The following is a 26,101-nucleotide window of genomic DNA, read 5'->3' on the forward strand; positions in this document are numbered from 1 at the left end:
TTTAATTGCTCCAAAGAGGGGGGGTTAATATACTTAAATACCTGAACAACCAAAGAGGTACAATCATACCTTTTCTGGCCGTTGCCTTAGTGATCATGATTCTTTTTGCCGGATTGTCCCTGGCTGTTTCCACGTCATTTCTATACAGAAAGGCTGCATACGATGCGGTCGATGTGGCCATGCTTTCCTCCCTTATGACCGTGGAAAAAAGGTCGAAGCCTACGAGGTACATAGAGGACAGAAAAGACGAAGGGGATACTCATTACCACTTCACTTGGCCGACGGATTATAAAAACTATATATACATTGACGAAAGCAAAGCCAGGGGTTTGTTCCAGGAAAACCTTTATTTGAACTTTAACAATAACACTAAAGATTCAAGAATAATCAGTTGGAATTACACGGTAAAGTATGACAATGAAAGATATTTGGACATGTATAAAAACCTGCCTAATCTTCATACACAAAACTATTCAGTAACACATTGGGAATGTGACGAGGATTCTTGCTGGTCTTGGACTGAATATTTCATATTTGACGGGATGTATAACCCGGAATCCTGGTGGATAACGGAGTTGAGCAAACACCTGCCCGGGCCTGCCGCCTGGACCGATGCTGTTTTTGAAGAAAAAAAGTGGCGAACCAGCGGCACACATGGCCCGGACGGTCCGGTGCCGTTTCCTCGCTGGGTGGAGATAAAGGCGGAAGTAACGGCGGAAGTGCCTTCTCCTTTAGGAAACATATTTGGCAAGGGGAACAGACAAATAGTAACGATAACAGCGAAAGCCGTGCGTGAAATAGACAGTCTGGAATAGCCGGAGGTGTTGAGATTTGTTTGGGTTTTTGAAACAAAAAAAAGGTTCAGCTACCATAGAAGCCGCAGTCATGCTGCCAGTTTTTGTTTCAGTTGTTTTGGGTTTTCTGTTTTTCATGGGGGCGATCAAAGAAAGCATGGCTTTACAGCAGGCGGCAAGAGAAGGGGCAATATATTATGCGACCTACGGGGATTCCTACATGGCGGTTGAAAAGACAAAAAAGGAACTCGAAAGAGGAGGAATTGACCCGCAGCAAATAACCATTACTCCGGTTGCAAGCGGCAGCAAGAAGGGTATTGTTGTTCAAAAGGAATCCAAAGTTTTTACTGGTTATATTGAAAGCACGTTTTTGAGAAAAGAGGTTATCATAGACAGGTTGTTTTAGATTAGAGATGAGAAGGGGGTAATGCCGATGTTGTTCAGGAATCAAAAAGGCTCGGCCATTATTGAAGTTGCAATCATATTCCCCTTAATGTTGATGGTTACGTTGGCGTTTATTTATTTTATCGAACTTGCAAGAGTAGGGGTAGTAATGGAGGCAGCGGCCAATGAAGGAGCAAGGGAATTTGCCATTAACGCTAACGTAGAAGATGCAAAAACAAAAGTCGTAAAAGTATTGCAAATGGGACATGTTTCTTTTGTAGGTGATGGTTTTTACAGCATAGAAATAGACGGCAAAGCAGTTACAGTCAAAAGAAAAGTTATGACTATTCCTTTTTTCGGGAACATGGATATGAAAAGAACAGCCCAATACTACAAAGAAAAAGAATACAGGTACTACAACAAAGGCATTTACGGACCCGGTTATACCGGGAATCCATACAAAAACTAACAAAAAATCACTAAAGAAGGAGGAGAAACATGTATCTTGTTGAGTTTTTGCAAAGAGTAGCTAAAAAGTCTAATGCAGGAACGATTATCTATTTGATTCTAAATATTCTCATCATCACTTACCTGTTCAGCGATGGTTTTAACGATCCCGAAGGCTTTCTGTTCGGCATTGCCGCCTATGCCGTATCCCTGGCGGTTGCCCTTTCGCCCGTCGGAGAATTCATTCTTCGTCTGGTCACGGGGTGCAGGGATATTTCGACTGACCGGGAGGCGGAAAGACTGCAAGCTCTGTTCAAGGAAGTACATTCTGAAGTTAAGAAAAAGTACCCGGAACTGCCCGACGATATTAAGTTGTTTGTCAACGATAATCCTTCGCCCAACGCCTTTGCCATAGGCCGCAAGACGGTATGCCTGAACAAAGGTATTTTGGGTTTTTCAGACGAGCAAATCAAAGGCATTTTCGCTCACGAACTGGCACATCTGGCCCATAAGGACACCGACCTGCTTTTGGTGATCACCATAGGCAACTTCATCATCACAGCAATATTCTTCATCACAAGGGTATTTCTAAGACTAACGGGCACACTGGTGGCGATAGTAAACGAAAGTTTCGGGGCGTGGATAACCACAGTACTGCTTGATCTTGTCCTGGTTGCGGCAATGGCACTTTGGACGAAGCTGGGCGTGCTTCTGGTCATGTATTCATCGAGGCAAAACGAGTACGAGGCGGACAAGCTGGCCGCCGAGACCGGCTACGGGGAAAACCTGATTTCTGCACTAACTGAGCTAAAAAAATACGATATTGCGGAAAAAGGGATTTTGGCCTCACTCGCCGCCAGCCATCCGGACACAGAGGACCGCATAGCAAAACTGAAGCAGCTTTTGGCGGGAGGTGTTTAAAGGCGTGGGCAAACCTGACATCCTGTTTTTAGTTATAACCGCAGCAATTCTGGTCTGCGGCCTGATAGACGCAAAGAAATACATCATACCCAATGTTATAACCGTACCGTTGATCATCTCCGGCGTTGTCTATCAGATTTATCATCAAGGTTATATAAACCTTGTCTTTGCAACAGCGGTGGCCCTTATAATCATAGTCCTGGCCCTTTTAACCAAAGGGGGCATCGGCGGCGGGGACCTGAAACTGCTAACCGGACTGGCTTTATGGATGGAGTTGCAGCATTTTTTATATGTGGTCCTGATCTCCAGCTTTATCGGTATCGTTTGGGGTATTGCCAAAAAAGTCAAAGCCCGTGGCTATGAAAAAGTAAAGGAAGAATATTTCCAAAAAATGGTACTTACTCATGCCTTGGGCTTGAAAAACGGGCTGGATGTCAGCATTGAAGAAGAACTGAACAATAACGACATTGTTCCTTTCGGTGCCTGCGTAGCCCTGGGTTATCTGGCATGGTTTTTTCCAGCCGTTATAAAATAATTGTCCGACAGCCAAATCCCTTGATACACAAGGCTTGGAGAGCAATTTTTTTAAACTTTGTCGGACAAAAAACAACTGGAAATTGAAAACCGCAAAAACCTTGTCGGACAAAAATGAGAAAAATTGCCTTTGAGCCCTTGTCCCGCAAGGCATCCGGCTGTCGGACAAAACAGTATGATGAGTGTCGGACAAAATCCGCAAAAATCAGCCTCTAGCCCTTGCGGGACAAGGCTTCCCGTTGTCGGACAAAAGTATTTGAAAAAACACAAAAAACAAGGAGGATGGAAATGACAAAATTCAAACCATACATGCCGTATATTTTGCTTTTGCTATTGGGCCTTGCGATAAGCGGCTTTTTTTATTTCCAGCTAGAAAGCAAGCTGCACACCCAAAAACCGACGACCGTTAAAATAGTGGTGCCTGCAAAGGACATTCCTGCACATAAAGAAATAACCACGGCGGATATAAAACTCAAGGAAGTACCGCAAGAAATGGGAACTGAGGACATTGCCAAAACTCCTGAGTCGGTGCTGGGTTTTTATGCGGATACCACCCTGTATGCCGAACTTCCTATCAAGTTAAACAGAATAATTAAAGACAAAAACATCCTTAACCGGGATATAGTCGCTATAAACATAGACTATGTACGCTCCGCAGCGGCCAAGCCCGGAGACATTGTGGATGTGTATTTCATCAAGGCGGAAGCTGCCAACTGGACGGCGGTATCTTCCGAAAAAGTTGCCTCGGATGTAATAGTCATCTCTATTGAAGATGCAGACGGCAACAAATTGGAAAAGGGCAAGTCTAAAACGGCGGTGGCGGTGTTGGCCGTATCGCCTTCTTTCACCGAAAAAGTCGTGCCCGGTGCCGTCAAGGATAATGCAAGATATGTCTTGGCGGTTAAAAACCGACCCCAAGAGATACAGCAGTCACAGCCGGCCTTACAGGAGGGGAACTAAAATAAGATGCCTCTCTTTATTTTTGTTTCAGGTTTGGGGTTGATCCTGGCTTCCCTTATGGCAAAGGACTTTGCCGGGGTTTTGGTGTCTTTTGCCTTGTATATGCTTTTTCTCAGCCTGCAAAAAACAAAGGGAGAAGGGAGTGGCAAATAATTGACAAAGTTGCTGGACATGCTTGTAAAACTTTTTAAGTCCGAAACACCGACAGAAGAACAAAACGAACAAGTAAAAAGACCTGAAAAACTGACTATTGAAGAAGCAAAAGCCCATGTGCAGGAACAAATATTCAAGTCGGAAAAAAACAGGGAAGAAACACAGGGAATCTTCAAGGATGCCATGGCCGGAGACCGCAACGCATATTTCAAAGCATTGGGGATTATAAAAGATATGCTTGCGGATATAAAACTCGACGATAACATTTCCTGCGAGGAAGCGGCGGAAATCATATACAGCCAAACCTGGGGGCTGGATGTGGTGGAGAAGTACTACAGGGACAAGGAGATTGACGAAATCAGAGTGAACAGCCCTGATAACATCTATGTAGTACGCAGGGGAAAATCGGAAAGGATCAAGGAATCCTTTGAAAACGAAGAAAAAGTGGAAACAGTCATAAAACGAATGATCATTGATGATGTGGGTATTTCCCTGGACCGTTCATCGCCCAGGATAGAAAGCGTGAGAAAGGACGGATCCCGCCTGACGGCCACCTGTTATCCAGTGTCAAAGACATGGACCTTTGTTTTAAGAAAACACAACACATTTGAAATGACCGTTGAAAACCTGATCAAACACAAGACGTTAGACGAAAAGACCTGGGAAATACTCAAACTGCTGGTGAGAGGCCGGGTCAACATTCTTTTTTCAGGCAACGTAGGCTCAGGCAAGACCAGTCTCATGCGAAAACTCATAGAGCAGACTGATCCGGCCCTGAGAATACTTGTCATAGGTAAGGACCTGGAACTGAAGCTGTTGGAGCATTATCCGCACAAAGACATCATCGAACTGGAAGAACACGCATATCTGGGTGCTTCGATGAAAGAACTTTTCGAGACAGCCTTGCGGGAAAGTCCGGACTGCATAATCATTGAGGAATTCAGAGGGGCCGGGGAAGCCGTGGAAGCGATCAGGGCGTGTACCAGGGGGCATTACGGTTCGATGGCTTCGGCCCACTTCAACAACGCTGAGGAAGCCGTGGAAGGGACAGCTATGATGATGTTGGAGGAAGGGCTGTCACTTCCTTTGGAGTTGGCCAAACTCAGGGTGGCGAGGGCCTTTAATGTTGTTGTGCAGATGTACGGGGACGCCATAACCGGTATCAAGAAATTAATAAGCATAACAGAGATTTACGTCGATGAAAACAACAACATCAACTATATACCTCTTGTGGAATGGGTTCCTTCTTGCGAAGAATACATGGGTGAAGGCAAGTGGGTATTTCGCAGCAATCCCAGCCCTAAATTAATAACCCACATATCCAGGACGGCACCCAGGGAAGAAATCGAGAAAGCGGGGTGGGACACCGGATGTATAACTTGTGGGTTATAGCCGTATCCGTTGGGGCAGGCATAATTTTTTTCGCCGCCGGTGCTTTGCTGTATAAAATCCTTAAAAAAGCGTTAACGAACATACGGATTACAAGGGAAGAAAAAAGGGCCTCCGAACTATTGAAAAAAGTCCCTTTTGACGAGTGGGTCCATACCCTGGAGAGAAGCATCAGGCAATCAAACTTAAAAATCAATATCAGCTTGTATGTAGCGGTGAGTTTGCTTGCGAGCGTTACCGCCTTTTTCTCCAGCCTGTATTTTTTAAAAAACCTGACAGCCTCGTTTTTCCTGGCATTAGCATTTTTGGTTATACCCGAACACGTCCTGAACATCCTTATCCAAAGAAAAAGGGAAAAAACAAAAGAACAAATGGTGGCGGCCATCAGAATATTCACGGCAGAATACCTGCAAACGCCCCAATTGGAGAAGGCTTTTGACGCAGTAGGCAAGAGGGTTGCCGATCCTGTAGGCGGTGCTTTCAGAAGGGCTTACACTGAACTCATGCTGGGTAAAAACGCAGACATGGTTCTGGCCGGTCTTGCCAGAAACATAAACAACGAGTACGGCATCATGTTCGTGCAATTGTTGAAGTTGTCCAAGCATGACGCCTCTATGAGTTCCTTGTTTGCGGAGCTTTTGGAGCGAATGGAAAACAACATCGAGCTCAGCCGTAAAAACCATGCCAACCTGACCGGGGAGCGAATACTGGCCTTGATGATGACCTGCATCCCAATCCCTGCCTACTTTCTGATGTCCAGGATCATCCCTGAAACCACATATTTTCTGGCGGAAACTTTTATCGGCAGGACGATCATCACCATCGCTTTCGGTTCCATTTTCATATGGGCCTTGCTTGACCGCATAATGGGGAGGGTGGAAGCATGATCCCTCTCTTTATATCCATCGGGTTTTTTGTTTGTGCAATCAGCCTCTTTTTAATATTCACCAAATGGAAAAGCCTGAACAGATTGAAAAGGCCCGGTCCTTCCAAAACTTACTTTTTAATAAAAGAACTACGCTTTAAAATGCAAAAAAAACTTGCAGTCCTGAGCAAAAACAGAAAACAACTGCTCCTTGCTTTTGGAGGAGCGGCAGTTGCCGCCATCGGGTTATCCCGCAGTCTGGGAGACCTTTTTTATTATCTCCCGACATGCTTTATCATATCGTTTTTGGTCATAAACTTTACCCGAAAAACGAAAAGAAACGCAGCAAGGAACAAAAAACTTAAAGACCTGGCCATGTTGTTTGAGGCCATAGAAATGTATATGAAGGCGGGATACACAATCTATCAATCTTTGAGTTTAGCCAGGGTTTTAACTCCTAATATTTCAAGGGAAATAGAAATATGTTTAAGCTACTGGTCAGAAAACCCCAGGAAAGCCCTGGAAAAATTCAAAGACGAGCTTAATCTTGAAGAAGGTGAGGTGTTGGTATCACTTTTAATTCACATGGAATCTGCGGGCAGGAAAAACCTGTCGGGATTGCTTTTAAAAGAGGCATTTAATATCGAACGATTAAGGAGGTTGAGAATCGAAACGGATGTATCCCTAAGACCCCTTTATATTATGGTTTACAGGTTCATTCCCCTTGCTTCGGCATTGGGGATAATTGCGGGTCCTTTGTTGTATAGGACTTACTTGGTAATGGTCAATGCGGGTTTAATGTTGTTTTAAGAAAAGGAGGAGAAAAAGTATGTTAAAAATCAAAAATTTGCTCAAAAACCAAGAAGGTTACGGGACGGTAGAACTTTTAATACTGGTTGCGGCATTAGGGTTGTTGGCCGTAGGGATAACCGGGAGCTTAAGGACAAAGCTAACGGACGCAAACGATGCTGGCTCTGCGGTAAATAAAGTTAATTCTACAATTACAAATCTTCTGAATCAGGCTTCTAGCAATTGAATTTATTTTTCAAGGAGGAGAAAGAGTATGGAAAGACTCAAAAAATTGCTTAAGAATCAGGAAGGTTACGGGACGGTAGAGTTGTTGATACTTGTTGCGGCACTGGGACTGCTGGCCGTAGGCATTACCAGCAGCTTGAGGACGAAGTTAACAGACACAAACGATGCCGGATCGGCAGTAAACAAGGTCAATTCGTCTATAACGAGCATATTGAACCAAGTTACAAATTAATTTATTTTCAAGGAGAGTGTTCTCCTGTGCTAAAAAAAATCTTGCTGAACAACAAGGGGTATGGCACCATTGAGTATTTGATACTTTTTGCGGCTTCCGCAGTTATGGGGGGCGTTATATTATCCCAGTTAATGCCTAACCTGCGGCAGCTTCACGAGGGTATTGAGACGAATATCAGAGATATATCAAATTCCGGATACTAACCAATAAAAAAAGGCGGGCAGCATTTTAAAAAACTGTCCGCCTCAATCCTAAACTCAATCTTAAAACAACAAAAAGGGGGAATGGATATTAAAAACATTTGTCGGCTTTTGAAGAATAAAAAAGGAGGCACGAACTCCATTGAATTTATAATCTACTTTACTATAATCGTCTTTATCATGTTTGCCGGGGTGGACTACTATGTAACACAAGTCAGATACAACATAGTCGAAAGGATCAAGGACCAGGCCCTGGATCGCATGCGGATAGAGGGTTGGCTGTCTGAACCTGTGAAGGATCAGATAATCACAAAACTTCAGGGAATGGGATACAGGGATATACAGATAACCGGAACCGTGGAAGGAGAAGTAAGCCAGCCTGTTTTGAGAAACGTTCAGGACCCGGGTAATTCAGTAATAAGGTTGGTCATATCATGCAAGCCCAGGGAAACGCCTTTTTTGTTTGGAAGGTTGTTGGGAGCAAGGGACCAGGGCGAATTTGTCATCAGGGTAGGTGGTGAAGTTTTAAGTGAAAGACCTTTGTAACAACAGGGGAGGGGCAATTGTTATAGTCATGCTTATATTACTGCCGTTTTTGTTGATCACGTCAATAAATATGAACGAGGAACGGCGTCTTGCGGGCGGCAGTAACATAAACTTAAAAAGCACCGTTGAAATGGCCGCAAAAAGTGCGGCTATGGGCGTAACCGAACAAAGCCAGGCCAACGGGACGCCGATGATAGACTATAGTATGGCCCACGAAAATTTTAAAAGGATTCTTATAAGGAATCTTGCTTTGAACGAAGATATGACTCCAAAAGAAAAATCCATTGTAAAAAATGTAAATTATTATCTTTTAATATGCAACGGCACCAATAGTTTCGGACTGAAAGAGGGTTATATAATCAGTTTTAAAGATGGCATGCTTGCAACGCAAGAACTCTCAACCGGCAATCTTCCCAAGAGCTTTGGTGTAAATGAAAACTTTGACATTAACGGCGAAGGGCCCAAGGTAAACCTGGACAAGCCCGGAGTCATAGCCATCATAGAGGCGGAGATAACTCCTGCGGTTGTAATGCCTAAAGGAGAAAAGACAAAAAGATGGGCCGCCGCCAAGATAATGTCAACTACCCACCGCCTATAGAGGCGGGGGCTTGCGGTTAAAAACTACAAGCCTTAGTTGACTACCCTCAGCCAGGGTCGAAAGACTATTGAGCTATGTTAGACAGGTTACGACACCAGGGAATGATGCCCTAGTTCCATGCTCTGTCGCATATACTTAAACAGTCCTGAGGGGTAGGGACAGTGGTATATGCACACAAGCCTGTCTAACCTTGGGGAAGGGCAAATTAACTCTGAAAGGAGAGACACTTCTTGTTAGTGTTCGTTATTAACAAGCATGGCAAGCCCTTAATGCCATGCAAACCTTCAAAAGCAAGAAAACTCTTGAAACAGGGGAAAGCAAAAGTAGTTAAGAAAGAACCATTTACTATTCAATTGTTGCATGGAAGCAGTGGTTATAAGCAAAAATGCATAGCAGGAATTGACACTGGCAGTAAGAATATGGGAGTAGCTGTAGCAACTGAAGATGGTAGAGTGATCTACAAAGCACAGGTTTATTTAAGGCAGGATATAAAAGAGAACATTGAAGCACGCCGGAGGTTAAGACGCACCAGAAGGAACAGGAAAACTCGTTATCGCAAAGCAAGATTTCTTAATCGCAAGAGAAAAGAAGGTTGGTTGCCCCCATCTATAAAAGCAAGAATAGAAGCACATTATAACATAGCAAGAAAACTTGCAAAAATAATACCAATATCAGAAATCAGGGTAGAAGTAGGGCAATTCGACACGCAAGCGTTACAAAATCCTGAAATAAGGGGTATAGAGTATCAACAAGGAGAGATGCAAGGGTTTGACAGTGTCAAGGAATATGTAAAAATCAGAGATAACTATCAATGCCGTTATGCAAAGTTAAGACCGGATATACCGTGTTCAGACAAACTAACAGTAGACCACATTATTCCACGCAGTAAAGGAGGTACTGATAATCCATCAAATCTTGTTTGTTGTTGTGAAGCACATAATATAGCAAAAGGGAGCATGAGTTATAAGGAGTTTACAGGGAAAATATCACCTAAAATTGAAGATTTTCGTTCTACAGTATTCATGAATGTATCTAGATACTATCTTGTTCCAATGTTACAAAAGATAGCACCTACTAAATATACATTTGGTTTGTATACTAGACGAAAAAGAAAGGAGTGGGCAATAGAGAAGTCGCATATAAATGATGCAATAGTAATAGCAGGCATAAAACCAAGGTGGCAAGATGATGCATGGTACTACATAAGACAGGTTCGTAAAAAGAAACGCAGTTTGCACGAAGAAATTCCCCGGAAAGGTAGGAAACAACCAAATAGAGAGGCAAAAAGAAACAATAAGAATGAAAAGGAAATAATAGTAAGGGGCAAGAAATGGTGTTTACGGGATAAGGTATATATTCATGAACTTTCAGAGGCAGGTTTTATAAGCGGTTTTACAGGCAAGTGGGTATATGTTCAGGACATTCATGGGAACTATCTACAATTGTCAGATAAGTATAAGCAAATCAATCCGGAAAAATTAGAACTGATGTATAGAAATAACAACTATATTTGTGAGCGATTCATCTCCACCCTATAGAAGGTGGAGACTTCTCGCTCAATTTTCGCTAAAAAGGAGGCATGCGTTCTTGATAAAAAAAACAGTTGTTTTCGGCATATTGCTTATATTGTCAATCTTTACAACCTTTGTCTTATTGGCTTCATCGAACGATGAAAGAAACATAGAGCAGACAGCCAAAAACTTTCTTGCGTATGTCGCAGGAAAGGAAATCGAAAAGGCAAAAGCACTATCCACAGGCATAGTGCTTTTTAATTTGGCCAACATGGAGCAAAACCTTTCTAAAAAGCACCTGGTCCTTGAAACGGAAGCGGACCTGCTTTCTCTAGGCCCGGCCTGGGCTGTGGTGAGAGCGAAAGTGGAAAGCGTAAATCCTGCCAATGAAACGAGCGTTCATTGGTACGAAATGCAGTTAATAAAACAGGACGGCTGGAAGGTGTATAAGCTCAAGGAGACGGGACCCGGCATCAAAAAGGGCAGACCCTCTCCAGCCGACAAGGAAAAGTGCGAGGAAACCTTCCGGTTGTTCAGCGAAGCCTTGTTTGCAGGCAAATATGCGGAAGCAGGCAAGCACCTGATAGGCCAGGCCAAAAACGCCCATGAAATGTCAGGGGGTTGGTTTAAAGACGTAATAACAGGCAAGTCCGGCATGAAGGAACTATCTTCATCCGTAATTGCCGGGGACGGGAAAAGCATAATACTGGAGATTCGTTATGCCATTGATGACAAGGAGAACAAAGTAGCCGTATCCTGCCACAAGACAAGCAGGGGGTGGAAGATATTTGATATTGCACAAATATAGCCGGATTCTCATTGCAGCCTTATTTCTAACGACCGTTTTGTTTGTTCCGTTAACGGCAGAGGCGAGGGAATGGAACTATACCATAAACGATGCCGATACTGACAATATGATAGACAAAACAAAAACGACTGCCCATATTGATACGGAACAGCGGGAAGTAAGGCTGCCCTTGGTTAATGCCCCTAACGTAGTGGCTTTTGCCAAGGACGAATCCTTCAACTATGCCGTAATGACGGAAAACGGCCTGAAATACTTCATGTTCGACGGCGAAAAAATGGTGGAGAATGAACTGTTGAGAATAAGCGTAACCAATCCGGTAGGGTTTACGGTCCTTGACGAGTTTCCCGATGTGGGGATATTGAGCCAGGACAAATATACCGCCTTCACCTTTTCCGGGAGCGGGATGAGCGAAGTACCGGGCCTGAGCGTGCAGGGATTGACGGATGCCGTATCCGTCACCATGATGGACAACCTTCATGTAATACTGGAGGGCAGCGAAGCAAAAACCTATGGGTATAGCGGATCGGAAATGGTGAAAATCGAAGAATTGAGTGTAAGCGGACTGAGCAATCCTGTTGCTGTTGCGGGCCTGAACAATTACGAGCTTGTTGTGGCAGAGAAGGATGCGGTCAAATGGTACGGATTCAACGGAAGCAATATGGAGCAAATACCTTTTCTCGCCATTAACGGACTGACCAATGTAAAATCTCTGGCGGTTCAGGAAGACAGGCTGACGGTTATTGATGAAAACCAGGTAAAAACCTTTACTTTTGACGGTTCCGGCATGAGCCAGTCTACAGCCCTTTCCGTCGTATCGGGATTAAACAAGCCTGCGGGCGTGGCTATAAGGCCCGACAACCACGACATGCTTGTGGTGGATGGAAACAAGGTGGATTATTACGCCTTCGACGGGACAAGTATGGTGAAAAACGAAAGTTTGAGCGTTATGGTTGAAGGGATATTGCAGGGTGACTCATACAGGCCCAGTGCGGAAATAGTATCCAAAACCTTTACCAGAAGTGCCGACATGCTGAGGGTGAGGGCCAATCACATCCTACCTGACGGAACTGCGGTTGAGTGGTCCGTCAGCAACGACGGGGGAAGCACCTGGGTAAAAACCTTCAAAGTGCAAAACGAAAGCGGGATCATATCTGCAAAATACACTACCAATAATGGCGCAAGCTGGACCGAAATATACGGGGAATTTATCGAAGGAAACTATTACACGCCATTAGATAAAGTCTCGCCGTTTTTTGACCTGAAAGAAATATGGGGCGAATTACCAAGTGAAAACGACAGCCTTGCATGGAAGGCGGAGCTATCCACGACGGACATCAAAGTTACACCGAAGATCGTATATCAAAACGACAGGGGCATAGTGCTGCAGGCCAACAAAAAGCCTTTGAAACCAGTGATAAATGACACCACGCAGGCGGGATGGTTTTATACGACGACACCGACTTTTATCTGGTCTTTTGTTGACCCCGACGGTGACGGCCAGGCGGCCTTTACTTTCATCATCAGGAACGCCGGCGGGGATATAATCTGGACGGAAGAAATCACCGGCCAGGCCGGAACGTTGCAGGAGTATAAGCTCCCGACCCTGACGAGGTACGAAGAAAACGAAACGGAAGGAGGCTTGTTGTGGAGCACCGGAGATTATAGTTTTACGGCGGAAGTCAAGGTTGAGGATGACCATGCGGGAGAATCGGAGGTATCGGAAAGACTCGCCTTTAAAGTCCTGGCCTTTGAAAGACCGAGAATAGAAAGCATCATAAGTCCGCAGCAAGAAAAACTCTATATAAGCGAAGGAGCAAGCGTGGAACAACTGCCGACAGCGAAGGCGGGGACAAAAGTGACGTTTTTGATTGATACCGTAGGTCCTTTTGGCGATCTGTCGGGCATTGACTTAAAGTATCCATATTTGTCAACGCAAGCAGAAACAAATGAAAAAGAGTTAAAGCGTACTAATGGCACGAACAAAACAATTCGGCAGGAATTCTGGACCAAAGCGGCGATAACCGAAGTGCCCAGCGGAACAATAGTTCATTTTGAAGCTATAGGAACAGGAACGGAAGGAGGGACGACCAGGTTTTACACTTCAAATGGTACTGGGAACGGCACATTTAACTACAGTGCAGGTCTTTTAAAAACCCAGGGAACGGTGTATGAAGATTGGCATGTAGTGTTACAGGGTTCCCAAAAGTCAACCACCCCGGACTGAAGTCCGAGGCTTGTAAGCCTCTAGTTGACTAGCCTTAGCTTGGAAAGGGCTACGTTAGAAGGGTCACGACACCCTGGAGTGCGAGCCCAAGCTCCAGGCACTGTCGCTGGTGGTTAAACAGTTCTGAGAGGGTAGGAACAGTGCCGTCGGCACGACAAGCCTTTCTAACATTGGCGATGGGTGATCAACTCTGAAAGGAGGTAGGCTATTTGTTAGTCTATGTGCAAAACAAACACGGTAAACCTTTGATGCCGTGCAGTCCGAGAAAAGCAAAGGTATTGCTCAAACAAGGGAAAGCCAGGGTTGTAAAGAGAACACCATTTACCATCCAGCTCATATACGGGTCCAGCGGATATAAACAACCTATTAACTTAGGTGTCGATGCCGGGAGCAAAACAATAGGTTTATCCGCCACTACTGAAAAGAAAGTATTGTTTGAAGCAAAAGTCGAGCTAAGGAACGACATAACAAAACTGCTGGCAGACCGAAGGGAGTTAAGAAGAAGCAGGAGGTATCGCAAGACAAGATACCGCAAGCCTAGGTTTGACAATCGCAGGAGGCCCGAAGGTTGGCTGGCTCCATCGGTTGGGAACAAGGTTGAGGCACATATAAAAACAATACAGATGGTATGTAAAATACTGCCGGTAACAAAAATAGTCATTGAGGTTGCTAGTTTTGATATACAAAAAATTAAGAATCCCGGAATATCCGGTGTCGAGTACCAGCAGGGCGAGCAGTTGGGATTCTGGAATGTCAGGGAATACGTCCTGTGGAGAGACGGTCATCAGTGTCAAGGTAGACCGGGATGCAGGAACAAGGTCTTGAACGTACACCACATAGAAAGCCGTAAAACCGGGGGCGATGCTCCCAACAACCTGATAACCCTGTGCGAACAATGTCACAAAGACTACCACGCAGGGAAACTGAAACTAAACCTAAAGAGAGGGCAGAGTTTCCGGGATGCAGCTTTCATGGGAATCATGCGAAGGGCTGTCTACAACAGACTAAAGTCGATATATCCGAACGCAGAACTCACTTACGGATATATTACGAAACACACCAGGATAGCTCACAATTTAGAGAAGAACCACCGGACCGACGCTCGTTGTGTCAGCGGCAATCCGCAAGCACAACCTGACAACACCTGGTACTACTTCAAACAGGTACGGAAACAGAACAGGCAGCTTCATAAGGCAAACCCTATCAAGGGAGGGATTCGGAAAGCGAACAAAGCACCGAAATACCTGCTTGGATACCAACTGTTTGACAAGGTGCTGTACGAAGGACAGGAGTGTTTCATCTTTGGTCGCAGGGCCAGCGGGTATTTTGATTTAAGGAAACTGGACGGGACAAGAGTAAGTCCGTCGGTTAGCTGCAAAAAACTAAAACTGCTTGAAAGAGCAAGTGTATTTCTATGCGAAAGGAGGAACGGCGGCTTCCTCCCCGGAATGAATTCCGGGGTTTCCGCTGCCTGATTTTCTATGAATTCCGAGGTTTTCTCGCACTGGATTTATAAGCAAAAGAAAGAAGGTGTTGCCATTGTTAATCAAAACTGTAGGGCAGCCTATTGTAAACATATTAACCGGTGAAAAAGTGTTTGAAGAAAGGTTGTGCCAACCGGGGTGTGATATAAGGGAATATTTTAACGCAAAGAATAGAAACACCCTTTTAAGGAGGGAGCTGCACGCCATTCTGCAATGCATAGAAGAAAGTAACGGATTTCCATTTAACATAACCAGCGAGAAGTCCCCTTCCTCTATAGGGAGGGGATGAATCGCCGTCCATTCCTAGAAAAAAACTTATTTGTGATACAATAGAATCAGTCGTAATCATATGAAAGGTTGATTCTATGCGACAATTTGACACGAATAATCATTCGGTATTTTTGCTCACTTATCACCTAGTCCTGGTTACCAAATACCGCCGCCAGGTAATTGATGACACCATTGCCGTCCGCATCCGGGAGATCGGGGAAACCATTGGCAAGAACCATCACGTCATATTTTTGGAATACAATCATGACCGGGATCATATCCACATCCTCTTCAAAACTCATCCCAATACAGTCCTGTCCAAATACATCAACGCCTTCAAGAGTGCATCTTCCCGCCTCATCAAAAAGGAGTTTCCTCAGGTCCGGCAGCAACTCTGGAAGGAATGTTTTTGGTCCCAAAGCTATTGTCTCCTAACCACTGGTGGAGCAACATTGGAAATCTTAAAAAAATATATCGAATCCCAAGGGGAAAAGAGGTGAGAAGATGCAGTTTGTCTACCGATTTGAGATTCACCCTATCCACGAACAAGAACAGAAATTGTTCTACATCTTAAAACTCTGCCGCAAACTCTACAACCATGCCCTGAACGAAAGGAAAACCGCTTACAAAGAATCCGGGCAAGGTCTTACTTACTGCCAGCAGCAAAACGCCCTCCCCATCTTTGTTGAGGCCAATCCTGAGTATAAAAAGGTACATAGCCAGGTACTCCAGGATGTTTTGCACCGCTTGGATTTTGCTTTTCAACGGTACTTCGCTAAAGAGGCAGGGTATCCAAGGTTCAAAAATCGGGATCACTACCGTTCTTTCACCTATCCCCAAGTGGATGCCGTGAAGAAAACTTTCAGCCAACCGGGATTCATCTTTCTTTCAAAAATCGGCTTTGTGAAGATAAAGGCCCACCGGGAGTTTCCGGCAGGTTCCGTATCTCGGGTCAACGTCAAATATCACGGGGGCAAGTGGTATGTGAATTTGACGGCGGAGATCCCTGAAACAAAACCGGTGCCGGTTTACAAAAACGTGGTGGGGATTGACATGGGACTTTCCCATTTTGCCGCTCTTTCAGATGGCACCATAGTCGATCCCCCAAAATATTTTCGCCAATCGGAGAAAAAGCTGGCCAGGGCACAGCGGCGGCTTTCCCGCAAAAAGAAAGGTTCCAACAACCGAGGGAAAGCTAAAGAAAAGGTGGCTAAGATCCATGCCAAGATCGCTAACCAAAGGAAAGATTTCCTGCACAAAACCAGTGCGGCAATCGTGAAACAATTCGATGTGGTGGTCATGGAAGATCTCCGGGTTAAAAACATGGTCAGAAATCACCGACTAGCAAAAAGCATCTATGATGCAGGATGGGGCCAGTTTCAGAAATATGTGGGGTATAAATGCCAGCGGTACGGTAAGGTTTTTGTGCTGGTGGACCCCAAAGGGACTTCCCAAACTTGCCTTTGCGGGGAGAATGTCCCAAAAGACTTGAGCATCCGTATTCACGAGTGTCCAGCTTGCGGCCTGGTGATGGACCGGGATCTGGTAAGTGCCAAATTGATCCTGGAGCGGGGACTTGAAAAGATTGCCAGAGTATAGATATATAGATATTTTGTAGGGCGGGAACCGCCCGAAGTCACGCCTGAATGAGATTGCGTAAGACCTTCTGAAAAAAGGCAGCGATCGATGAAACAGGAAGCCCCCGCCTCTACAGGCGGTGGGTAGTTCACTGTAAACGTTACTCTCTATACCCTGCCTTATTTGTGCAGGTTACCGATTAGCTGGAACGGGGGCTTAGAGCTTGTGGAGTGGGAGTTAAGCCTGGCTCCTCATTTTAAACAGACAAGGGCTTTGGTGCAAAGTATGCAGGCCAGGGGACTATCTGTTTGGGCGGATGATGTAACCCCCCATACGCTTGAAATGTGGCTAAAAGTGGGCGTAAACGGACTTAAGGTGGAAATTGAGGCGATAAAGAACGACAATTCCTTTATAGACCAGCTCAAAATAACAAAACTGCCGATAATCATTGAAAAAGTGGAAACGGAGTCTCAGCACGAATTTATAAAAAACTTGGGTATAGTATTGGCCCAGGGTTTTTACTACGGAAAACCTAAAGAAAATGATAAAACAGAAAAAATAAAAATAAAAACGTCCGTTTGAGCTGGGGGGGTGTTTTGTCTGTCAATAGTTTTTGCAACAAAAGATAACGCAAGTCATTTTAAAGAAGAGATGTTGTTGTTAAAGTATAGAACCACCAAAAACCCGGCGTATCTTGAACTTTTATGCGAACACATCAGGGGTTTGCTTTTGTTTTTGGTCAGTCGCTTTTTTATAAAGGGCTACGATAAAGAAGATATATTGCAAATAGCCTACATCGGTGCAATGCAGGCAATCGAAACCTGGAACAAAGATAAAGGAACGCTTAAGAATTTTATCTGTCTTTGTGCGAGAAGAGAAATAATATCTGAATTGGCAAAATGGAAAAGACAGGCAAGAATTGCAGACAACACGGCTGTTAGTATGGAGCACATTCTAAGCAACCGGGAAAAAGCCGAGTATAAAGAAGTAGAAATTAAACTAAGTTGTTCCACAAGTCCTGAGTCTATATATCTTCAAAAAGAGTGCTCGTTGGAACTAAACCAGGCGATATTCAGGCAATTTTCGGATTTAGAGAAAAACGTGCTTTTGTTAAGAATGGAAGGAAAGACCTATGAAGAGATGTCGCAGATTTTGTGCGTAGGAACTAAAAGTATCGACAACGCCTTAAGTCGCATCAAGAAAAAACTAACAAAACTTATTCTAAAGAAAGAGAGGTAATAAATTATGTTCAAAATTGCTATTGACCTGGGTTATGGTTTTGTAAAAGGTATTAACGAGGCAGGTAAGTCCATACTGATCAGAACGGCAGTCGGTACGGGAGTAAACCGACAATTATCGACATTTTTTGGAGCGAACGAAAAGAGCAGGGATCATGTGATTATCAGTCAGGGCGGAGTGGAGAAGCAATATTTTATTGGCAACCTGGCCCGGAAAGAAGCAAGAGACTGCTCCAGCCCTTTTGAAAAAAATAAAATAGACAACCCGTCAACCAAGGTGCTTTTAGCGGCAGCCTTTGCCATTTTGAACGAAAATAACAATGAGCCGGTACATATCGTAACCGGTCCGCCATTGTTGTATGCTGCCGAGCAAAAGGAATCCTTTAGGAAGGCCCTGATGGAATTCAACGCCGTTTTGCAGTTTGTGGGGGAAGAAAAATTTCATATCATAAAATTTGATAAAGTAACAGTTTTCCCGCAGGGTGCGGCTGTGGTTTACCACCTCTTGAAAAAAAATCCGGAACTGGCCCAGCCGGGAAAATCTTTTGTCATAGTGGAGATAGGCTACAAAACTACGGAAATACTGATGTTTGAAATAACGAGTGATAAAAGGATACAGCCTATCAGCGGATATTCAACGACTCTGGAGCTGGGCATGAACTTTGTGGAAAAAGCCATAGATGAATTCTTTTTCCAGAAAACGGGGAGTAAACTGATTCCGGCGGCACTGGACCGGGTAATGAACGGGTTCCCGGTTGTGAGCTACAACGGCAGGGAAATAAACCTTGAGGAAGCCCGTAACAATGCCAAAGACGAAATGGTAAGGAGTATAATTGATGGGGTCACCCAGACATTGGGCGAACAAATCGGGTTTACAAACAAGCTCATCTTTGCCGGGGGAGTCATGCAGGACGAATATATCAGCAAAAAGATAAAAGCCGTAATGACAAACGATCCGGTCATAATCGAAAACAGTCAATTCGCCAACGCCTTGGGTATGTTGGAAGTGGCCAGAGCCGTCGAATTGAAAGAAGCCAGAGAAGGAAAGGCGTAACTTTGTCCGACAGCCGGAAGTCTTGCAGGACAAGGGATGGAAGGCAATTTTTCGTGATTTTGTCCGACAAAATATTTGACAAGATTATTTAAGACTGTTAATTACCAGTTATCTTGTCCGACAACGGGAAGCCTTGTCCCGCAAGGGCTAGAGGCTGATTTTTGCGAATTTTGTCCGACACTCATCACGGTACTTTGTCCGACAGCCGGAAGTCTTGCGGGACAAGGGCTAGAAGGCGATTTTTTGTAATTTTGTCCGACAAGATTTTCAAGGCTTTCAATTTCCAGTTGTTTTTTGTCCGACAAAGTTTAAAAAAAGTATCGTTCAAGCCTTGTGCGACAACGGTTTCGGCTGTCGGACAAAGAGAGAGACGCTTTGTCCGACAAAATGCAGAAAAAACGGCCTTCGTGCCAGAAAAGACAAGGGCTCCGGCTGTCGGACAAGAGGGGGGTGGAAAAATGAAATGAGAGACGTAAAAATAAGTTTCAGGGTCAATGACCCGGAAGTGGCGGAAATGCTTGAAAGGAAGAAACAAAACGGAGAAATGAGTGCTTTTATAAACGAGGCATTGAAATTTTATAAAGACAACCACCTTGAGATTCTCGAAATCAAGCGTGAACTCAAGGCCATCAAGGAGATGCTGGAAAGTGGCGGCGTTACTTATGTCGGAGGAGACAAAACCGAAACAAAACAAAAGATTATTTCACCTGCGGAAGAAGTGCTTTTGAACGGCCTTGATGTTTTTCTGTAGAGTGAAAATGTAAGGAGGCAAATTTCATGGATTTTTATGAAAACGAAATTATAAAGCATTGCATAGAGGAAGCAGAAAAGTTGGAAAAAAAAGTTCTTAAAGCTCAGGCCAGGCTTGTGGAAGCATACAAAAGAACCTGGTCGGAAATAAACTATCTTGTTGAGCAAGGGGTTTTCCCCGGAATTGCCGTATCTTATCCCTACGATGCCTTCGGATGTTGGCTTGAAGAACAGGAAATGTGCATAATACAAGTGGAGGGACTGCTGCCATTCATACCGAGCTACAGCGGGAAAGTCATAGAGGATGGCTACAAGGACTACCTGGACTGCAAAGCCTTCTTTTCCGCCAGGATAAGGGATGTGGCCGAAAAGATGAAGCAACACTCATACAACGAACCGGTCGCCCTGTTTATAAAATACTATCTTTCCCCGTTTACAAAACAGTTCGACTTTGACAACAGATCAAAGTCTTTTTTAATAAACAGCATCAAGGGCTTTCTCATAAAGGACGATTCCTGGAACCATGTTGCACTGTGCCAGGAAGAAGCGAAAATTCAAAAAGATGCCGACCGCACCATGATTTACATTGTTCCGTACCGCAAAGCATTATCAAGCAAAACTCTTGATACTATATACAGAATTAAGGACCTGACCGCCACTGAATTTCAAATAATCAGAAGCAGTATACCGGGCAAAACGATACGAAACCTCTACTATAGTCCACCGGAGGAGGACACAAAAAGCCCAAAAAATACCCCTGAATTCAATACAAAAACTTCAAGTATTACCAATTTTATCTAAAAAATGGCGTATAGAAACATATATGCAACTGATGCAATTTTGACATTGTAACATGCACTCACAATGGCATAAAAAAAAAATAAACGAAAAGTCGTTGCTATGTCAATCGATACATGTTGCAACTATGTCTTTTCAAAACCAGCAAGCCCTTGAGCCACAAGGGTTTCGTGAATTGTCAGAAAAAAGCACTTCTTTTCGCTCTAAGAGCGAGAGGTAAGGAGGGGGTTTCGCTCATAGAGCGAAACGCCCTCCTTACAGCCGACATCGAAAACCGACAAGAAGGTAGACAGTCTTTTGTATTTTTAAATGTTTCTCGTACAAAGACACAGCTAAAAAAAGGGGGATGGAAATTTTAATGATATACGGACTTGATGGAAACAAGATGAACCTGGTGGATAGAGATATAAAAATACTGAGTGCCATATACCAGTTGCAGGCTGTCAGGGCTATAGACATAGCCGATGCGTATTACACGGGCAAGAACTACGGGATGGCGAGGATGCAGCGTTTAGTTGAGCGTGGCTATCTTGAGAGGAGCTACACTGTGACTCCGCAAGGAAGAAGGAACCATGCCGTTTTGCAAATAAGCGAAAAAGGGATCGACGCACTGGTAAGCATCGGTGTGATAAAGGAGCAGGAAAGACGGAGAGCCAGGGACTTGAAGCTGAGCGGTTGGGATATGGTGCAAAGAGTTGATGTAAGCCGCATTTGCATACACCTGGCGAAAGCTGGCTGGAGATTTATGAGTGCCCAGGAAGCCAAACAAAAACACAACATCAATCCATCATCCATTATGCACTGCTGCTTAATATCACCCGACAAAGAAATATATCAGACATACAGGATGGGCGTAACCATAAAGGAAAGCACACTAGCAAAACTTGTGAGCGAACTTGGTGAAAACAGGTACAGCAGCTTGATACTTTACGATGCCAAAGAACCGTTGGAAAAGACTGAGGCTTACCAGTCTTTATTAAGCGAACTGCAACGCCAGCAAGTATTCGTAAACGAGCTTTGCCTGATACCACTTGTTGATTATTTTGCAGGTTTGGGTTCATTCAGTTTAGGAGTAACCATGCTGAAAAACAGCACGAACATGCACATATGGCACTACATACATCGCAATTTTGGTTTTGTTGGACATATGAGCAACCGTTACGGTTTTGGTTCCATGTATACAAAAATAGGGGAAGAAGATTATTTAATTTGCAACTACCTGAGACGCAACCTGACCGCCTTGAAAATGCTGGCCAGGACACTCACAATCAGCGAACATCGGAACAGCGGTTACAACGCCTTTGTTTTAACCTGGCAGGGTTTCAAGGACGAGGTGCAGGAAGAAATAGACCGGGTGCAGCCGGGACGTGACTTTATACAAATACTTCCTGTGCTGAGCAAAGACCTGGCCTTGCCTGACGACAAGCCGGACCTAAAACTGATCAAGCCTGAAAAGCCCGAAGGAGAATGGGAAAAAGATGAAGAAGAAAGGGAAGAGGATGAAAAATAAAAAAATCTAACGACCGTTCATTTTCAAGAATTCAAGAAAGGAGTATTTGTACTGATGGTCCGTGGAAAAGCATACAGATGTTTAGATTGTGCAAATTTTTCCTTTAAAGAGAAGCGATGTCTGGAGAAAAAGGCGAACTATATTGGGTACTACATGCCCTCTGATGATTGCCAGTATTTTCTAAAATCAGAGACAATAAAAGTACTGGAAGCATACATCCAGGAACTGGAAGCAAAAGGGTTGTTAGTTTAAGTGGGTCCAAACAAACGCTCGTTTATAAACAACAAACGGCCGTAGGGGTAAAATTTGCGGCAAGACCCCTCCAGCCGTATTAAAAAATAAAAACTTGCACTAGAAAAAACTCAAAAGAAAAGAAGGGAGAGTTTTTTATGTTTGTCGTATTTAGAAGAATCTTAAGAAAATTAACATTGTTTACTGTAGTTGTTTATTTATTAACAATCAGTCCTAATATTAGCATTAACACCGTTCAGGCCAGTACTTACGGAAATGGTTCAGCAGGGGACGTAACAATAACAAACACACGCAATATAAGTACTTTCAGTAACAAAAATTTTCGCAACTTGACGATAGACGGGGGAACGTTAGTAGTGGATCAGGTTGCAACGATTTATGTGCAACAAAACCTTGTAATCAAAAACGGAGGAAAAATAACAAGCAGCAACGGAGCTGATGGTTATAATTATTATGACAACTATTACAAGATATTTAGAAGTATGTCTCCTACAAATGGCACGGATATTATTATCTATGCTCAAAATATCAACATAAATTCAAACGGACATATCACAACAGGTAAAGGGGGCAAAGGTCACCCTTACTATTCAGGTTCATATGGTCGTTGGTCAGGCGGTTCAGGGGCAAACAGTGGGAACTTAACCCTTTTTTTTGATAGTTTGGATATAAATAATTCCCAAATCAATACAGGACCTGGCGGTGAACATGGTGACGGAGTTATGACTGACTGCAACTCGGGGAGTGGAGGTTCGTCAGGGCAAATAAATTTAAACGGGATAAATATTAGAGTTACGAACAATGGTTTGATTCAAACAGGCAATGGATTCAAAGGTAACGATGCTTATGTTTATTATAATTCAGTTGCTGCTGGCAATGGCGGCAACTCTGGGACCGTAAATATTTCTAACAGCAACTACGTTTTGATTGATAGTACAAGCAGTATAAAAACAGGTGTTCCCGGCAATCCTGGCAGAATAACGGCCCATAATTATTCCGGGAGTAACCGAGCCGGTACTGGCGGCAACGCAGGCATACCGGGAACTATTAACTTTACTAATTGTGGCACAATTGATATACACGGATCAATCCAACCATATAACGGTGTTGATGCTACATACGACTCATATTATTACAATTATAGCTATCCCGTTGGCAAAAAAGGTGGTACTGGAGGAAGTGTTAATATAACAGGTCCTAATACCATTTTGAATGTTTATGGTTCGGGACGAATATTGAGCGGTAATGGAGGTAAAGGTGGATCTGTAAGAAGTCTATCATTAGGGGGAAGCGGTCCTTCATCCGGTTTAAGTGGCGGCGAAGGGGGCGACGGTGGAAATATAACACTAAGTATCAAGGACCTAAATCTTTATTCAGGTGCGGTTATAAAAACAGGTGATGGCAATATTGGTGGCGATGGTGGAACTTCTGGTAACAGTTCAACTGTTTCTTATAGAGGTGGTGCAGGCGGAAAAGGCGGTACACTTACACTGTCAGTTAACAATTCATTATCAAAGCCTGCCAATGAGTATAACTTAGTAACCGGAAAAGGCGGCGATGGTGGAAAATATGCCCATGGCTCTTATTCCGGTGAGGATAATGTCTTTTACAATTATGGTGGAGGTCACGGCGGCAAAGGCGGTAATTTTGTTTTAAATTTACCAAGTACTATAACTGTTTTAAGCATCAAGTTAGCCGAAATTGGTGCTGGAGGCAAAGGAGCTAATATTGATTACGACGGAGGAGCACCTTCTTCAACAGGCTACTACAGAAGAACGTACAGCCCCGGTACAGGGGGGAGCCCTGGCGATCTTATCATAAATGCGTCATCGGATCTGACTTTAAATGGCAGCCAGATATATAGAATTAACAATTCAGGAATGGGCAACGTTTTTGATTTTAACAGCAAATACGGTACTAATATAAAATCCAAAAATGGAAGTTGTGGGAATGTCACATTGAATATTCAGGGTTCATTGGTTATAGCATCCAATGAAGCGATTTTTATGGGTGACATGATCCACAACGGCTATGCTGCTACAAACAATTCAAAGCTGACGATAAATGCTTCGAATGTTAGATTTGACAGCAGCAGACCTATCAAGTGGTCCAACGCCGGTGGAGGTACTTTAGAACTAAATACGGTTTTAAACAATCTTATATACGGGCACAACCAGTTTAACACTTTCTTTAAGGATAGTGGCCAGTCAATAGGAAAGTACATCTATAAATTCACGCACAACTCTGTTCAAGGCATATTTAAAGACATACCTCAAGACCACTTCCAAGTATCTCAGGACGTTTCGTTTAACCTGGAAGAAACGCTTTACAACAAAATTCTATTTCTCTTTGCTAACGTAAAACGGTATAAATCAGAGGATAACGGGACCAACTGGCAGGAAATCATCACTGTCCCCATGACGAAAGACTGGACATGGAACGCACCAGCGACGGTTAAAGGTAATAGCAGGCTTAAAATAGGGATAATACCCTACGGATACAGTAGTCCGGAAATCCAAGAAATCTGGATCAACGGAAAGCAACTTAATACCTTCTGGACTCCGACCCAAACCAATCCGCCTGTAATAGTAAGTAACACATTTGCCATCCTGGATACCGACGTTGGTGCTCCCGTAGTGACCCTGGATGTAAACAAAGGAGAAACCTTAACGACCAACAAAATACTCAATCTCAACATCTTTGCTGTAGATAACGTAACACCAGCCCATATATTAAAATATTCCGTCAGTCATAATGATGGTAAGGGAGTAGAAAACATCCCTTATAGCCAAATCAGCAACTACCAATATGACCTGGGTAAATATTACACGAACAACCAACCTCCTTCCGGCTTCTATAAGATCACGGTAAAGGTTATTGACGAAAACTTCAACACAGGCGTAGCTTCCAAAACCATATATTACCTAAGACCAGAGGATGTACCAGCCACTCCTCAACCTGCTAATACTGTATCGGGTAATAATCCCAATGGTTTTGCCTTGCGGGAGAAGAGTGGAGCCGAAATAGTGGGGCAGATCAAAGACAACAAACTTATCTATAACGCCAATAAAAACACATTAGAACTGGACCTGACAGCCAACACCAACCCTTACTATCAAGTAAGAATAGGAGAAAGTGATTTTGGGCGAATCTACAATAAAACGGACGTTAGAAAACTCAACTTACCGCCAGGCGAAGGCTATCACTTGGTAGGAATCAGGAGTCTAACGGCAGATAAAGCCCCGGGGGAAGAAACCGAATTTTATGTAATAGTGGACAACACCCCGCCAGTAGTAGATATATCTGTAAATAACAAAGCCTCTATAATTACCGGTGATAGCGTCCAATTAACCATCAAAGCCAAAGACAATATATACAGCCAGGACGAACTGGTTTATAGCTATGACAAATCTACATGGCAACCCATACCAGCCAATGGCACAATAACAAGGAGCCTGGCGGCCACAGGGTTAGTCACTATTACCGTATACGTCAAAGACCCATCTGGCAATATAGGCGAAGCGATAATTAAAATCTGGAAAAAGTGAGAAAGAGTGAGAGAGAGG

The 26,101-nt window shown here is 43.8% G+C and carries 28 protein-coding genes; all 28 read left to right on the forward strand.

Features of this window, described 5'->3' with window-relative positions; all coding sequences use genetic code 11:
- Positions 1-5 precede the first annotated feature (5 nt).
- The 28 genes from BR63_RS03105 to BR63_RS03240 all read left to right on the forward strand — a co-directional run bounded on the left by BR63_RS03105 (position 6) and on the right by BR63_RS03240 (position 26,083).
- Positions 6-815, forward strand: a complete 810-nt coding sequence (locus BR63_RS03105) for a hypothetical protein (RefSeq protein WP_187142817.1) — start codon at positions 6-8, stop codon at positions 813-815.
- A gap of 28 nt (positions 816-843) precedes the next feature.
- Complete coding sequence (locus BR63_RS03110; RefSeq protein ID WP_187142818.1) at positions 844-1,200, forward strand: TadE/TadG family type IV pilus assembly protein; 357 nt, start codon at positions 844-846, stop codon at positions 1,198-1,200.
- Positions 1,201-1,227: 27 nt separating this feature from the next.
- Positions 1,228-1,647, forward strand: a complete 420-nt coding sequence (locus BR63_RS03115) for a TadE/TadG family type IV pilus assembly protein (RefSeq protein ID WP_187142819.1) — start codon at positions 1,228-1,230, stop codon at positions 1,645-1,647.
- Positions 1,648-1,676: 29 nt separating this feature from the next.
- Positions 1,677-2,546 (forward strand): zinc metalloprotease HtpX, encoded by an 870-nt coding sequence (locus BR63_RS03120; protein WP_034426024.1) that lies wholly within the window; start codon positions 1,677-1,679, stop codon positions 2,544-2,546.
- Between the two features lie 4 nt (positions 2,547-2,550).
- Positions 2,551-3,081, forward strand: coding sequence for a prepilin peptidase (locus BR63_RS03125; protein ID WP_034426022.1), 531 nt, complete (start codon positions 2,551-2,553; stop codon positions 3,079-3,081).
- A gap of 287 nt (positions 3,082-3,368) precedes the next feature.
- Positions 3,369-4,040 (forward strand): SAF domain-containing protein, encoded by a 672-nt coding sequence (locus tag BR63_RS03130; RefSeq protein ID WP_034426021.1) that lies wholly within the window; start codon positions 3,369-3,371, stop codon positions 4,038-4,040.
- Positions 4,041-4,046: 6 nt separating this feature from the next.
- Positions 4,047-4,193 carry a hypothetical protein gene (locus BR63_RS03135; protein ID WP_153802202.1) on the forward strand — a complete coding sequence of 49 codons (147 nt, stop codon included), beginning with the start codon at positions 4,047-4,049 and terminating at the stop codon, positions 4,191-4,193.
- Positions 4,194-5,585, forward strand: coding sequence for an ATPase, T2SS/T4P/T4SS family (locus tag BR63_RS03140; RefSeq protein ID WP_034426020.1), 1,392 nt, complete (start codon positions 4,194-4,196; stop codon positions 5,583-5,585).
- Positions 5,564-6,469: a type II secretion system F family protein gene (locus BR63_RS03145; RefSeq protein WP_034426017.1), complete on the forward strand. Its 906-nt coding sequence runs from the start codon at positions 5,564-5,566 to the stop codon at positions 6,467-6,469. Before BR63_RS03140 ends, BR63_RS03145 begins: the two co-directional genes overlap by 22 nt.
- Positions 6,466-7,257 (forward strand): hypothetical protein, encoded by a 792-nt coding sequence (locus BR63_RS03150; RefSeq protein WP_207724756.1) that lies wholly within the window; start codon positions 6,466-6,468, stop codon positions 7,255-7,257. Before BR63_RS03145 ends, BR63_RS03150 begins: the two co-directional genes overlap by 4 nt.
- Before the next feature lie 19 nt (positions 7,258-7,276).
- Complete coding sequence (locus BR63_RS03155; RefSeq protein WP_034425989.1) at positions 7,277-7,483, forward strand: hypothetical protein; 207 nt, start codon at positions 7,277-7,279, stop codon at positions 7,481-7,483.
- 27 nt (positions 7,484-7,510) lie between these two features.
- Positions 7,511-7,714, forward strand: a complete 204-nt coding sequence (locus tag BR63_RS03160; RefSeq protein WP_034425992.1) for a hypothetical protein — start codon at positions 7,511-7,513, stop codon at positions 7,712-7,714.
- Positions 7,715-7,740: 26 nt separating this feature from the next.
- The gene (locus BR63_RS03165) at positions 7,741-7,917 is read left to right on the forward strand and encodes a hypothetical protein (protein WP_153802201.1); all 177 of its coding nucleotides are present in this window, start codon (positions 7,741-7,743) and stop codon (positions 7,915-7,917) included.
- A gap of 81 nt (positions 7,918-7,998) precedes the next feature.
- The gene (locus BR63_RS03170) at positions 7,999-8,460 is read left to right on the forward strand and encodes a hypothetical protein (protein WP_034425995.1); all 462 of its coding nucleotides are present in this window, start codon (positions 7,999-8,001) and stop codon (positions 8,458-8,460) included.
- A complete protein-coding gene (locus BR63_RS03175) occupies positions 8,444-9,058 on the forward strand; it encodes a hypothetical protein (RefSeq protein WP_034425998.1) in 615 nt (204 codons plus the stop codon). The genes BR63_RS03170 and BR63_RS03175 overlap by 17 nt, the downstream gene beginning before the upstream one ends.
- Before the next feature lie 236 nt (positions 9,059-9,294).
- Positions 9,295-10,596, forward strand: a complete 1,302-nt coding sequence (iscB, locus tag BR63_RS03180) for an RNA-guided endonuclease IscB (RefSeq protein WP_243270102.1) — start codon at positions 9,295-9,297, stop codon at positions 10,594-10,596.
- Positions 10,597-10,645: 49 nt separating this feature from the next.
- Positions 10,646-11,377 carry a hypothetical protein gene (locus BR63_RS03185; protein WP_034426003.1) on the forward strand — a complete coding sequence of 244 codons (732 nt, stop codon included), beginning with the start codon at positions 10,646-10,648 and terminating at the stop codon, positions 11,375-11,377.
- Positions 11,358-13,601, forward strand: coding sequence for a hypothetical protein (locus BR63_RS03190; RefSeq protein WP_034426005.1), 2,244 nt, complete (start codon positions 11,358-11,360; stop codon positions 13,599-13,601). The genes BR63_RS03185 and BR63_RS03190 overlap by 20 nt, the downstream gene beginning before the upstream one ends.
- 209 nt (positions 13,602-13,810) lie before the next feature.
- Positions 13,811-15,076 carry an RNA-guided endonuclease IscB gene (gene iscB, locus BR63_RS03195; protein WP_187142821.1) on the forward strand — a complete coding sequence of 422 codons (1,266 nt, stop codon included), beginning with the start codon at positions 13,811-13,813 and terminating at the stop codon, positions 15,074-15,076.
- A gap of 374 nt (positions 15,077-15,450) precedes the next feature.
- A complete protein-coding gene (tnpA, locus tag BR63_RS03200; RefSeq protein WP_081908188.1) occupies positions 15,451-15,855 on the forward strand; it encodes an IS200/IS605 family transposase in 405 nt (134 codons plus the stop codon).
- A gap of 4 nt (positions 15,856-15,859) precedes the next feature.
- Positions 15,860-16,954, forward strand: coding sequence for an RNA-guided endonuclease InsQ/TnpB family protein (locus BR63_RS03205; RefSeq protein WP_034423018.1), 1,095 nt, complete (start codon positions 15,860-15,862; stop codon positions 16,952-16,954).
- A gap of 204 nt (positions 16,955-17,158) precedes the next feature.
- Positions 17,159-17,515, forward strand: coding sequence for an EAL domain-containing protein (locus tag BR63_RS03210; RefSeq protein WP_034423019.1), 357 nt, complete (start codon positions 17,159-17,161; stop codon positions 17,513-17,515).
- Between the two features lie 9 nt (positions 17,516-17,524).
- Positions 17,525-18,172: a sigma-70 family RNA polymerase sigma factor gene (locus BR63_RS03215; protein ID WP_034423021.1), complete on the forward strand. Its 648-nt coding sequence runs from the start codon at positions 17,525-17,527 to the stop codon at positions 18,170-18,172.
- Between the two features lie 6 nt (positions 18,173-18,178).
- On the forward strand, positions 18,179-19,225 hold the full coding sequence (locus tag BR63_RS03220; protein ID WP_034423023.1) for a ParM/StbA family protein: 1,047 nt from the start codon (positions 18,179-18,181) through the stop codon (positions 19,223-19,225).
- Between the two features lie 463 nt (positions 19,226-19,688).
- Entirely contained in the window at positions 19,689-19,976 is a 288-nt protein-coding gene (locus BR63_RS03225) for a hypothetical protein (RefSeq protein WP_034423029.1), read from the forward strand.
- An 80-nt stretch (positions 19,977-20,056) separates the two neighbouring features.
- Entirely contained in the window at positions 20,057-20,776 is a 720-nt protein-coding gene (locus BR63_RS03230) for a hypothetical protein (RefSeq protein WP_187142823.1), read from the forward strand.
- Between the two features lie 355 nt (positions 20,777-21,131).
- Entirely contained in the window at positions 21,132-22,283 is a 1,152-nt protein-coding gene (locus BR63_RS03235) for a hypothetical protein (protein ID WP_207724757.1), read from the forward strand.
- A 389-nt stretch (positions 22,284-22,672) separates the two neighbouring features.
- Positions 22,673-26,083, forward strand: coding sequence for an autotransporter outer membrane beta-barrel domain-containing protein (locus BR63_RS03240; protein ID WP_034423037.1), 3,411 nt, complete (start codon positions 22,673-22,675; stop codon positions 26,081-26,083).
- The last annotated feature ends 18 nt before the right edge of the window (positions 26,084-26,101 follow it).

Origin of the sequence: Thermanaerosceptrum fracticalcis (genome assembly GCF_000746025.2) — a bacterium.
GTDB classification, from domain to species: domain Bacteria; phylum Bacillota; class Peptococcia; order DRI-13; family DRI-13; genus Thermanaerosceptrum; species Thermanaerosceptrum fracticalcis.